The 12,592-nt window shown below is 28.6% G+C and carries 14 protein-coding genes; all 14 read right to left on the bottom strand.

Translation table 11 applies throughout. The features are described 5' to 3' along the window. Positions 1-82: 82 nt before the first annotated feature. The 14 genes from trmD to BN6774_RS11695 all read right to left on the bottom strand — a co-directional run bounded on the left by trmD (position 83) and on the right by BN6774_RS11695 (position 12,536). Positions 83-796 carry a tRNA (guanosine(37)-N1)-methyltransferase TrmD gene (gene trmD, locus BN6774_RS11630; RefSeq protein WP_066893815.1) on the bottom strand — a complete coding sequence of 238 codons (714 nt, stop codon included), beginning with the start codon at positions 794-796 and terminating at the stop codon, positions 83-85. Next, positions 786-1,283: a ribosome maturation factor RimM gene (gene rimM / locus BN6774_RS11635; RefSeq protein WP_066893817.1), complete on the bottom strand. Its 498-nt coding sequence runs from the start codon at positions 1,281-1,283 to the stop codon at positions 786-788. Before rimM ends, trmD begins: the two co-directional genes overlap by 11 nt. Before the next feature lie 179 nt (positions 1,284-1,462). Then, positions 1,463-1,702, bottom strand: coding sequence for a KH domain-containing protein (locus tag BN6774_RS11640; RefSeq protein ID WP_066893819.1), 240 nt, complete (start codon positions 1,700-1,702; stop codon positions 1,463-1,465). A gap of 46 nt (positions 1,703-1,748) precedes the next feature. Next, positions 1,749-1,994 carry a 30S ribosomal protein S16 gene (gene rpsP / locus BN6774_RS11645; protein WP_066893821.1) on the bottom strand — a complete coding sequence of 82 codons (246 nt, stop codon included), beginning with the start codon at positions 1,992-1,994 and terminating at the stop codon, positions 1,749-1,751. Between the two features lie 34 nt (positions 1,995-2,028). Continuing rightward, a complete protein-coding gene (gene ffh, locus BN6774_RS11650) occupies positions 2,029-3,381 on the bottom strand; it encodes a signal recognition particle protein (RefSeq protein ID WP_066893823.1) in 1,353 nt (450 codons plus the stop codon). Between the two features lie 19 nt (positions 3,382-3,400). Continuing rightward, positions 3,401-3,730, bottom strand: a complete 330-nt coding sequence (locus BN6774_RS11655; protein WP_066893826.1) for a putative DNA-binding protein — start codon at positions 3,728-3,730, stop codon at positions 3,401-3,403. Between the two features lie 211 nt (positions 3,731-3,941). Then, positions 3,942-4,856 (bottom strand): signal recognition particle-docking protein FtsY, encoded by a 915-nt coding sequence (gene ftsY, locus BN6774_RS11660; protein ID WP_066896630.1) that lies wholly within the window; start codon positions 4,854-4,856, stop codon positions 3,942-3,944. Positions 4,857-4,871: 15 nt separating this feature from the next. After that, positions 4,872-8,435: a chromosome segregation protein SMC gene (gene smc, locus BN6774_RS11665; RefSeq protein WP_066893828.1), complete on the bottom strand. Its 3,564-nt coding sequence runs from the start codon at positions 8,433-8,435 to the stop codon at positions 4,872-4,874. A 183-nt stretch (positions 8,436-8,618) separates the two neighbouring features. Beyond that, entirely contained in the window at positions 8,619-9,656 is a 1,038-nt protein-coding gene (locus BN6774_RS11670) for an elongator complex protein 3 (protein WP_066893830.1), read from the bottom strand. Further along, positions 9,649-10,347: a ribonuclease III gene (gene rnc / locus BN6774_RS11675; protein WP_066893833.1), complete on the bottom strand. Its 699-nt coding sequence runs from the start codon at positions 10,345-10,347 to the stop codon at positions 9,649-9,651. Before rnc ends, BN6774_RS11670 begins: the two co-directional genes overlap by 8 nt. Positions 10,348-10,473: 126 nt before the next feature. After that, positions 10,474-10,704 (bottom strand): acyl carrier protein, encoded by a 231-nt coding sequence (acpP, locus tag BN6774_RS11680; protein ID WP_066893835.1) that lies wholly within the window; start codon positions 10,702-10,704, stop codon positions 10,474-10,476. A 76-nt stretch (positions 10,705-10,780) separates the two neighbouring features. After that, entirely contained in the window at positions 10,781-11,782 is a 1,002-nt protein-coding gene (gene plsX / locus BN6774_RS11685; RefSeq protein WP_066893837.1) for a phosphate acyltransferase PlsX, read from the bottom strand. Positions 11,783-11,838: 56 nt separating this feature from the next. After that, positions 11,839-12,024, bottom strand: coding sequence for a 50S ribosomal protein L32 (gene rpmF, locus BN6774_RS11690; protein ID WP_008678357.1), 186 nt, complete (start codon positions 12,022-12,024; stop codon positions 11,839-11,841). Positions 12,025-12,026: 2 nt separating this feature from the next. After that, complete coding sequence (locus tag BN6774_RS11695) at positions 12,027-12,536, bottom strand: YceD family protein (protein ID WP_066893839.1); 510 nt, start codon at positions 12,534-12,536, stop codon at positions 12,027-12,029. Positions 12,537-12,592 lie beyond the last annotated feature (56 nt).

A 12,592-nucleotide genomic window follows, 5' to 3' on the forward strand; every position in this document is an offset into this window, starting at 1 on the left:
GTTCTTAACAAATCCTTGACAGAGGACCGCCCGTACTAACACAAAGGTAATTTTAACATAATTAATGTTATTGTTCAATAATTTATTTATATTTTTCTAATATTTTTTTATCTTCTTTACTTAGTGTAATTTTATCGTATAAATCTTTTCTTCTTTCTTTTGTAAGAATTATAGATTTTGCTCTTCTCCATTTTCTTATATTTTCATGATGCCCCGAAAGTAATACTTCTGGAACTTTGTCCCCTTCAAACTCCTCAGGTCTAGTGTACTGAGGATATTCAAGTAATCCTTCTGAAAATGATTCCTCTTCATAACTTTCCTCTTTCCCTAAAACTCCATTTTTTAATCTTAAAATAGAATCTATTACAGGAATAGCTGCCATTTCTCCACCTGTTAATATAAAATCACCTAAAGATATTTCTAAATCTATATGCTTATATACTCTTTCATCTATTCCTTCATAATGTCCACATATAAAAATGAGTTCTTCTTCTTTTGATAATTCCATAGCCATTTTCTGATTAAAGGTTTTTCCTCTTGGTCCTAAAAATATTACTTTACCTTTATTTGCTTTTTTACAATGCCTTATAGAATCTACAAGTGGCTGAGGAGTCATTACCATTCCTGCTCCTCCTCCATAAGGATAATCATCTACTTTCTTATGCTTATTCAATGTAAAATCCCTAATATTTATTGGCTCAATTTGCACAAGTCCTTTATCTTTAGCTTTTCCAATTATACTATGATTAAAAATATCAAACATTTCAGGAAATAATGTAAGAATATTAATCTTCATCTTGCCATTCTCCCACAGGTTTTATTATTATTTTTTTACTTTCAACATCAATATCTATTACTATATCTAGTAGTACTGGTATTAAAAGTTCTTTAGGTTTTTTAATCCAATACACATCATTATTTTTAGTTTGAATTACATCATAAACTTCACCTAAATCTTTGCCTTCAGTATCATACACCCTACATCCTATTATATCAGCAATATAATATGTATCATCTTCTAAAGGAACTGCATATTCTCTTGGAATTTCCATATATTTATTTTTATACTTTTCAGCTTCTTCAATGGAATTTATTCCTTCCACTTTAACTATAACTCTATCTTTTTGATATTTACAACTTTCTATATTTCTCTTTACTCCATCTATAAGAACAAATTCTAATTCATTATATCTTTTAGGATCATCAGTTAATGGTATTACTTTAACTTCTCCTTTTAATCCATGAGTATTAACTATTTTACCAACTCTTAAAATTTCTTTCATATTGCACCTCTTATAAATAAATTACTTTCACCTTAGTTATTTATTAACTTTAAATTAAACTATATATTAATATTTCTAATATTTCCATTGTTATTATATAGATACATTAGAAGTATTACAACCTATTAATAAAAATATACTTACATCTCTACAGTTAATTAAAAAGAGTTAGGATAATCCTAACTCTTCTTATCAATAATTTCAACTACTACTTTTTTATCTTCTCTCATGGCTGCTGCTTTTACAACAGTTCTAATAGCTTTTGCTATTCTTCCCTGTTTGCCTATTACTTTTCCCATGTCTGCAGGAGCAACCTTTAGTTCCAGAATAATTGATTGCTCTCCTTGTATTTCATTTACATGAACTTCATTTGGATTATCCACAAGGGATTTAGCTATACCTTCAATTAATTCCTTCATAAACACCTGTAATTATATTTAATTACAGAGTTCACCTCCTAAAAAATTACTTATTTAATCCTGCTTGAGTAAATAGTCTCTTAACTACATCTGTAGGTTGAGCTCCATTTTGAACCCATTTAGTAGCTTTTTCTTCGTTGATTTTGATTTCAGCTGGTTCAGTTAAAGGATTGTAGTATCCTATTTCTTCGATGAATCTACCATCTCTTGGTGCTCTTGAATCAGCAACAACTATTCTATAGAAAGGAGCTTTCTTAGCACCCATTCTTCTTAATCTGATTTTTACTGCCATGTTTTTTCACCTCCTTTAAAAATTATAGTTTATATTAACTCATAAAAGGTAATTTACCAAAGAATCCTTTTTTAGACTTCTTTTGAAAAGACTTCATTTGTTTCATTTGCTTTCTCATCATATCAAAGCCCTTAATGAGTTTATTAACATCTTGTAGAGAAGTACCTGATCCCTTAGCAATTCTTTTCTTTCTTGATGAAGATCCCGCTATAAGCTTTGGATTTCTTCTTTCTTTAGGTGTCATAGAATATATTATAGATTTGACTTTATTTAACTCTTTTTCACCAGCGTCAAAATCTATATTTTTCGCTTCCTTCGGTAATCCAGGTATCATTTCCATAATCTTGCTCAAAGATCCAAGTTTTTTCATTTGCTCCATTGCACTTAAATAATCTTCATAAGTAAAATCATTTTCTAGCATTTTAGCACTTAGTTCTTTAGCTTCATTATCGTCAAAGGCTTGCTGAGCTTTTTCTATTAATGAAAGGACATCACCCATTCCTAATATTCTTGAAGCCATTCTATCTGGATAGAAAACTTCAAAGTCACTCATTTTTTCGCCTACACCAATATATTTAATTGGTTTTTCAGTAATATGTCTTATTGATAAAGCTGCTCCACCTCTAGTATCACCGTCAAGCTTAGTTAATATAACACCTGAAACATCTAATGTATTATTAAAACTTTCAGCAACATTAACTGCATCTTGACCTGTCATAGAGTCTACCACAAGTAATATTTCTTGTGGTTTAACTTCCGCCTTTATAGATTTTAATTCATCCATAAGTGCTTCATCTATATGAAGTCTACCAGCTGTATCTATTATTATTACATTATTACCATTTTCCCTTGCGTGTGCTATTCCAGCTTTTGCAATATCAACTGGACTAACTTTATCACCCATTTGGAAAACAGGAATATCAATTTGCTTTCCAACTACCTCTAATTGTTTTATAGCTGCTGGTCTATATATATCGCAAGCTACTAATAGAGGCTTTTTATTTTGCTTTCTAAGTTGTAGTGCTAGTTTTCCACTCATTGTAGTCTTACCAGCCCCTTGCAGACCAACCATCATTATTACAGTTGGACCTACAGAGTTAAAGTTTAATTTACTTTCACTACCACCCATAAGTTCAGTAAGTTCTTCGTTAACTATTTTTATAACTTGTTGAGCTGGAGTTAAGCTTTCTAAAACTTCATCTCCAACACACTTTTCGCTAACTCTAGATATAAACTGTTTAACTACTTTAAAGTTAACATCAGCTTCTAGCAAAGCTAGTTTTACTTCCCTCATGGCTTCTTTTATATCTTTTTCAGTAAGCTTCCCTTTGCCTCTAAGTTTCTTAAAAGCTTCCTGTAATTTATCGGATAAACCTTCAAAAGCCATATTAAACCCTCCTATGATTTTATAACTCTTCTAATATACTTTTATATTTATTATAATCCTCTTTAGTTAAAGAATATTTGTCTTTTAAGTCATTAAGAAGATTAATAATTATTTCTTCTTGCTTAAAACTTTTTTTAAGCAAATTAAGTTTCTCCTCATAGGATAGAAATTGTTTATAACATCTCTTTATTAAATCATGGATAGCTTGACGACTTGTGTTATTTAATTCAGCAATTTCAGCTAAGGATAAATCCTCATTATAATAAAGCTCCATAATTTTATACTGTTTTTCAGTTAATAATGGTCCATATAAATCCATTAATAATGAAATCTCAACCCTATCTTCCATTTCATCACCTTACCCACAAAAGAGATTTTAACAAAACAACTCTACACTGTCAAGTACTTTTACTTAACACCCTATAAAAAAATGTAAAATTTAAAATGTAGAATTAAGAATTATGGAAATAACTTAGCTTTGCTAAGTTATAAATTTTAAGAAATTCAGATTCCTCTGAATTTCAACATAAATTTTTCATTCTTAATTCTTAATTTTTAATTTAAAATAGTGCTTCTGCAAAGCTTTCTGCATCAAATTCTTGTAAATCTTCTATTCCTTCTCCTACTCCTATGTATCTAACAGGAATATTTAAAGTGTTTTTTATAGATATCACAACTCCACCCTTTGCAGTTCCATCTAATTTAGTTAATATTATTCCATCTATAGGACATGCCTCCATAAATTGCTTTGCTTGTATTACTGCATTTTGTCCTGTAGTGGCATCTAAAACTAATAGAGTTTCTTTAGCTGCACCTTCAAATTCTCTATCTATTATTCTTCCTATCTTAGCTAATTCATCCATAAGATTTTTCTTATTATGAAGTCTACCTGCAGTATCACATATTAATAAATCTGTCTTTCTTGATTTAGCTGCACTAACAGCATCAAAAACCACTGCCGCAGGATCTGAACCTTCACTATGTTTTATTAAATCAACACCAGCTCTTTCACTCCAAACTTCTAACTGATCTATAGCTGCTGCTCTAAATGTATCTGCTGCCGCAAGTAATACTCTCTTTCCTTCTGCTTTATTCTTTGCAGCAAGTTTTCCTATGGAAGTAGTTTTACCTACTCCATTTACTCCTATTACTAGCATAACCTTTTTTCCACTCTCTTCTTTAGAAGAGTTATCAGTACCTTCAAGTAGCATATCTCTTATAACTTCCTTTAATGCTGGATATACTTCACTAGGATCATTAATTTTTTCTTTTCTTATCTTAGCTTTTAACCTATCTATTATTTCTATAGTTGTATCCATTCCAATATCAGACATAACTAATATTTCTTCAAGCTCTTCGTATAAATCCTCATCTATTGTAATAGCTAATTTTAAAGTTTCATTTATTTTATCTGTTAATGCATCCTTTGTCTTTGATAATCCCGATTTTAAATTATCAAATATTTTTCCGAATATAGCCATAATTACCTCCTAATTTTCTTTACTTAAATCTACAGAAACTACTTTAGAAACTCCTTTTTCTTCCATTGTAACTCCATACATTACATCACTTGCTTCCATAGTTCCCTTTCTATGTGTAATAACTATGAATTGAATGTTTTCAGAGAACTCTCTTAAAAATTCTGCATACCTATATACATTTGCGTCATCTAGAGCAGCTTCAATTTCATCCAAAATACAAAATGGAGTAGGCTTCATTTTTAATATAGCAAATAATAAAGCAATAGCAGAAAGAACTTTTTCTCCACCTGACATTAAATTAATATTTTGAAGTTTCTTACCTGGTGGCTGAACATTTATTTCAATATTTGCTGTAAGCTCATCACCCTCACCTAAAATAAGTTCTGCATTTCCACCCTTAAATAACTCTATGAAGGTTTCATTAAAGTTTTTATTTAATATTTTAAAGTTTTCTCTAAATAACTCCTGCATTTTTACAGTCATTTCATTTATTACAGTCATTAACTCATCTTTTGCCTTATTTAAGTCCTCTTCTTGAGAAGACATAAACTTATACTTTTCGCAAACTTCTTCATATTCTGCTATAGCTGCTAAATTTACAGTTCCTAAAGAAGTTATTTCAGCTTTTAACTTAAATATTTCATCCTTAACTTTAGATACATTATCTATTTCAATTGCAATCTCTGTAGCTTCTGCTAAGGTTAAATTTAATTCTTCATTTAATCTAAAATAATAGTTTTCTCTTTCACTTTCTAATTTTGCAAAAGATATATCCCTTTTATTAAGTTCATTTTCTAAAATTCTTATTTCTTCAATTAATTCAGTAGATTCACCATCTCTTATTTTTAACTTATCCTTTAAACTTATTCTATTAGCTTCATCAAATTTAAATATATCTTCAAGCTCTTTAAGTCTTTTATTTATAGAATCTATTAATAATATTTTATCATCTATTATCTTTCTTAAATAACTAATATTATTATATTTTTCCTCATTATCTTTTTTAAGTAATGAAATTCTTTCTTCCTTTTCTCTTTCTTCTCTTTCTTTTCTTTTAACATCAGATTGCCTTGAATATACTATCTCATCTAATTTAGCCTTACTAATTTTAATTTGAATATTATCTTCTTTAATCTTATTGTAGGATTCTTTTTTTTCTAAAAGGCTATTCTCTAAAGTTAACACCTTCTCTTTGTTATTAACTTTAGTTTCATTAAGCATTTTTAACTTATCTTCTTTATTTTCAATTTCTTTCTTTAATTTTATTAAGTTTTCGTTATTTAAAATAATTTCATTTTTTGATATTTCTAAAGAGTTTTTAAGTTTTAAACTTTCATTTTCTAAAGCCTTAACTTCACTTTCTAATCTTGTAATATCAATATTTTTACCATGAATTTCATCACTTTTATTTAAATTATCTTCATCTATTTCTTTAATTTCTTCTCTTATTTTTTTCAAAAGCTCTAATTCTAAGCTATAACTTTCTTTGCTCTTTATTAAAGATTCTTCTAGTTCCTGAATCTCTCTTCTTCTTCCTAATATACTTGAATTATTTTTCTTGTATATACTACCACCTGTAAGAGCTCCTCCAGGACTTATTACTTCTCCATCTAAAGTTACTATCCTAAGTTTATGCGCTCCTAATTTAGATATTTTTAAAGCATCCTCCATAGTCTCCGCTATAATAGTTTTTCCTAAAGAGTAGTCCATTATTTCTTTAAATCTAGAATCAAAAGTAATTAAGTCAGATGCAATACCTAAATACCCTTTTATGTTTTTTATATCATTAGAAACATTTACTCTAGTTCCCTTAATAATATTTAATGGTAGAAAAGTTGCCCTTCCTAAAGAATTTTTCTTTAAGTATTCTATTAATAATTTTGCTATATTTTCATCTTCTGTAATTATATTTGATATAGCTCCACCTAAAGCAATTTCTATAGCGGTTTCAAATTTTCTATCAACAGTAAAAACTTCTCCTAGAACCTTAGTTCCTTTTCCATAGGATATTTGTCCACTATATATTCTTTCCATTAATCTCTTAATAGATAGTTGGTATCCTTCATAACTTTTTTCTAAATCTTTAAGAGTAGTTAATTTACCTTCTAATATATTTATTTTTTTTAAGTTTTCTCTTATAAAGCCTTCTTTTTTAGTTACTTGTCCACTTAAGACTCCTATTCTTTTCTTATTTTCTATAATAGCCTCTTGTGTTTCTTCCCTTAATTTTTTAAATGTATTTATCTTATCATTAATACTTGATATGGTAGCTAAGTTTATACTTATATTTCCTTCAATAGATTTTAAATTACTCTCACCACTTGCAGCAAGCTCTTCTTTATTGGATATTTCCTTGTTTAAGAAAGAAATGCTATTATTTATTTCAGAGGATTTTCTTAATATTTCAAACTCCTCTTCTTTAATTTTTGTTATTTCTTCTTCAAGGTTTTGTATTTCACTATTTAATTTATAACTTATATTTTCAAATTCTTTAATTTGGTTTTCTTTATAAATTTGCTCTTTAATTTTTTCTTCTAATTCCTTAACTAAGGATTCTTTTTCTTCTTTTGACGTAATTAATGTCTTTTCTAAATTTTCTACTTCTATTAAATCTTTTTTAATTATCTCTTCAAAATTTTTAATTCTTTCTTTAAAAATTTCTATATCATTTAGACTTTGATTTACTTCTTCTTTTTTTGAATAATACTCACTTTTTTCTTTATTGTTCTTATTTTCTAATTCCTCTATTTTATGTTGTAAAGATAATATTTCTTCCTTAGCTTTATTTAACTCTATTTTTTTCTCTTTTATTTTTTCATTTCTTTTATTTATTTCATTATTAATTTCATTAATATCCTTATCTATAGTTTTTATATTATTTACTAATAAGGATACTTCCTTTACCTTTAAGGAATCTGCTAAGCTATTATATTTCAAAGCCTTTTCTCTTTCTTCTTTTAAAGGCTCTATTCTTTCTTCGTATGTTGAAATTATATCTCTAATTCTAACTAAATTATTTTCAGTATTAGCTAATTTTTTTTCTGCTTCTTCTTTTCTAGATTTAAACTTAACAATACCAGCAGCCTCTTCTAATAAAGCTCTTCTTTCTTCAGGTTTTCCACTTAAGATAGCTTCTATCTTACCTTGCCCTATAAGAGAATATCCTTCTTTACCTATACCTGTATCCATAAATAAACCATGAATATCTTTTAATCTACACTTTTGATTATTTATTAAATACTCAGTTTCACCAGATCTAAAAATTCTTCTCGTTACAGTCACTTCTGAGTAATCAGTATCTAAAGAATTATCAGAGTTATCTAAAGTAAGAGAGACTTGAGCTAATCCAACAGGCTTTCTAAATTGAGTTCCAGCAAAAATAACATCTTCCATTTTTCCGCCTCTTAAAGTCTTTACGCTTTGCTCTCCCAAAACCCATCTTACAGAATCTGAAATATTACTTTTCCCACTTCCATTTGGACCAACTACTGCTGTTACACCTTTTTTAAATTTCAAATTGGTTTTATCTGCAAAAGATTTAAAACCTCTTATTTCTAGGGATTTTAAAAACATAGATACACTCCTTATCTAACCAATGATACTAACAAACTCATAGAAAACATAATAGCTAAAAATATAGTAATTATATACATAACTCTTTGTCTTGTTTTCTTCTTCATAATTACACTCCTATTCTACTATTTTAGTTTATAGTAAAGATAATAAAATATCAATATAAGGTAGGCAAATTATTGCCTACCCTATGCTTATATTCTCCATTCTTTTTACAACAATAACAGTAAAATTTCCTCTTTTTAATTTATCATTTGTTTTTACTGTTATACTTCCCTTACGGTTATTTTTAATATTATTAAAATATAACTTTTTATTAGCATAAAGCTTACTTAAATCCTTGGAATTAACTTCAATTATTATATCTTCATCTTCTTTAGTAGCTTTTTCTATACTTTCACAAATAAGACTTCCTTCTACCAATTCTCTAAAAGAAGGATGAAAAGGTCCATCTATTAAGTCCCTACCCCAAGTTATATTTTCAGTTGGCTGCAATCCCATTCTAATTATATTTACATTTGCCTCTTTATAAAGCTTATATAGTTCCTTAGAAATATTTACAGCATCTTCTAAAGAATAAGGCTTATATTCTCCTCTTTCATACATCTTTTCCATTGGAGTATCTTTTATAACTAAAGAGGGATAAATTCTACATATATCCGGCTTCATTTCAATAGACTTTTTAGCGGTTTCTATATCTTTATCAAAACTATCTCCTGGAAGTCCCGGCATAATTTGATGCCCTAAAGTGAAGCCAAACTCTTTTATTAATTTAGATGCAACTTCAACGTCTTTTACCGTATGACCTCTACCAGAAAGTTTTAAAATTTCATCATCTAAAGATTGAACACCCAATTCTATAATATCAACTTTATAGTCCTTTAAATAGTTTAATATATAATTATTTATAGCATCTGGTCTTGTTGACATTCTTATTTTATCTATAAAACCTTTTTCTTTATATTCTCTAGCTACCCTTAATAATTCTTTTTGCTTTTTAACATCAATAGCAGTAAATGTCCCTCCAAAAAATGATACTTCTATTGTAGAACTACTATGATCTATTGTTTTTATATACTCTTCTATGGTATTCCTTACGTCCTTTTCTGTAACTTCCTCTTCAACTTCCTTTGCTATTTTATCTTGGTTACAAAATACACATTGATGAGGGCAACCTATATGAGATATAAATATAGGTATAATATAATGTCTTCTATTCATCTACTACCTCCAAAGATTTTAAAGCTTCCTTTGCTGCATTTTGCTCAGATTCTTTTTTACTGTAGCCTTCTCCTTGACCAAGTTCTTTATCTTCTACAATCACAGATGTATAGAATTTTCTTCTATGAGGTGGGCCTTCATATTTTAATAACTCATAGACTATAGTAACTTCTCCTGCCTTCTGCATTTCTTCTTGAAGTTTAGTTTTATAATCTAAAACTATATCATTATTAATTGCTTTATCTATAATCTCCTTAAAATGTCCTAATATATAATCTTTAACAAATTCAAGACCTTTATCTAAATATATAGCTGCCAATAAAGCTTCAACCGCATCTGCAATTATTGAAACTCTCTCTCTTCCACCAGTTAATTCCTCACCTTTACTTATTCTAATAAAGTATCCTAAATTTAACTTTTTACCTATTTCATAAAGAGAATTTTCACAAACAATCAGACTTCTTATTTTAGTCAGTTCTCCTTCACTTTTGTTTTTATAATTTAAAAATAAATATTCAGTTATGCATAACTGTAATATGGAATCACCTAAAAATTCAAATCTTTCATTATACTCTTCATCTCTATGCTGATTTGCATAAGAGCTATGAGTTAATGCCGTCTTTAAAAGCTTTGGCTCATTGAAACTTAATCCTATATACTCCTCAACTTCACTAATATTAAACTTCGCCATTTTTACAACTCCTTGAAGTTTATTCTTCAATTTGCTTTTTAATATTATTTAAGAGAGCAAATTCAAGAATAAACTAATTTTTATTATAAATGTTAAATATAAAATCCCGCATTTTGCGGGATTCAATTACTCTTCAACGTGATTTTTTAAATACTTAACTACATCTCCAACAGTCTTGAAGTTTTCTGCTTCTTCATCTGGAATTTCAGTATCTAACTCATCTTCTAAAGCCATCATAAGTTCTACTAAATCTAATGAATCCGCATTTAAATCATCTACAAAAGAAGAGTCCATTGTTATATCATCTTCATTAATACTTAATTTTTCTGCTATAATTTCTCTAACTTTATCGAACATCTAAATCACCTCCTACATATATCATTTAGATAATATTATATATTATTTATCTAGTCAATATACAGATTGGTATAAATTATATATTATTTTGTAGTTCTTCTTTAATTTTTCCTAATACATCATTATCATAAAAGGTTTTTGTTTGTCTTATAGCATTTTTAAAAGCCTTTCCATCCGAACTTCCATGGGCCTTAATACATATTCCATCAACACCTAAAAATGGTGCTCCACCATATTCTTTGTAATCAAATTTTATTTTCAACGCCTTAAATACAGGCTTTAATAATAAAGCACCTATTTTACTAATTAAACCACTTGATAAAATTTCATCTTTTATCATACTTAAAAGAGTAGATGCAACACCTTCATACATTTTTAATAATGTATTTCCAACAAATCCATCGCAAACTAAAACATTTACATCTCCATTTGATGTATCTCTTGGCTCTACATTTCCTACAAAATTTAAATTTTCTTCTTCTTTCAATAATTTATGGGCAGCTTTAGTTAGTTCATTTCCTTTTTCTTCTTCAGATCCAATATTAACAAGGCCTACTGATGGTTTTTCCTTTCCTAATACCCCTTGATAATATATCTTTCCCATTTTAGCAAACTGAACTAAGTAACTAGGTTTACAATCAACATTTGCTCCAGCATCAACTATCATAAAGCTACCATTTTTACCTGGCATTATAGGTGCAAGTGCTGGTCTTTCAATACCTTTAATCCTACCTACTATAAGGGTACATCCCGCTAAAAATGCCCCTGTACTACCTCCTGATATTACAGCATCACATTCCTTATCTTTTACAAGCTTTAAAGCTCTGCATATGCTTGAGTCTTTTTTTCTCTTTAAAGCCATTACAGGATGTTCATTTGGTGAAATTACTTCTCTAGCATCAACTATATTGATTAAAGATTTATCATAGGTATAATTCTTTAATTCCTCTTCTATTTTTTCTTTAGGTCCTGTTATATAGTATTCTATTCCTTGGTATTCGTTAAGAGCCTTTATAACTCCTTCAACTACAGCTTTAGGTGCATTATCTCCACCCATTCCATCTATAGCTATTCTCATAATACCTTTCACCCCTTTTCCTTATATATAAAGAAAAGAAAGTCATTTGACTTTCTTTATTCTTCTACTGAAGCAACTACTTCTTTACCTTTATAGAATCCACAGTTCTTACAAACTCTGTGAGCTAACTTCATTTCATGACATTGTGGACATTCAACTATTCCAGGTAAGCTCGCCTTAAAAGTTTGAGCTCTTCTTGAATTTCTCTTTGCTCTATATGTTTTTCTCGCAGGATTTCCCATTACTACACCTCCTTATTTCCAAACAACTCTTGTAACTTTGCCAGTCTTAAGTCTACATCATTTGTTTCACAATGACAAGCACTCTCGTTAAGATTTTTACCACATTGGTAACAAAGTCCCTTACAGTTGTCTGTGCAAAGTCTCTTAATAGGTAAGGTTGAAATAATAACATTTTCAACAATTTTAGCAATATCAAAGGTATTGCTATCTACAAATATAATTTCTTCATCATTTTGAAGTTCCTTATTATTTGTAAACCTTTCTTCTATATCAATATCTATTGGATAGATAAAGGCCTCTAGGCATCTTGAACAATGCAGTTTCAATTTTGTCTTTATTGAAGCTCTTAGAGTTAAAACATCTCCAACAGAGGTAACATTTCCAACTACATTTAAAGCTTCTACAGCTTCTATTTTTTCTCCATCAAAATAAAGTGGAGCTAATTCATATGTTATATTGACTTCTTTTTTTCTATTCTTTGATGAAATTAGGTCTGAAAACTGTATAATCATATGTATCTTGCTCTAGATCATGTCCTCATATCCTTTAGGATACATTATGTACCTTA

It is taken from the genome of Clostridium nigeriense, from assembly GCF_900086595.1.
GTDB classification, from domain to species: Bacteria; Bacillota; Clostridia; order Clostridiales; family Clostridiaceae; genus Clostridium; species Clostridium nigeriense.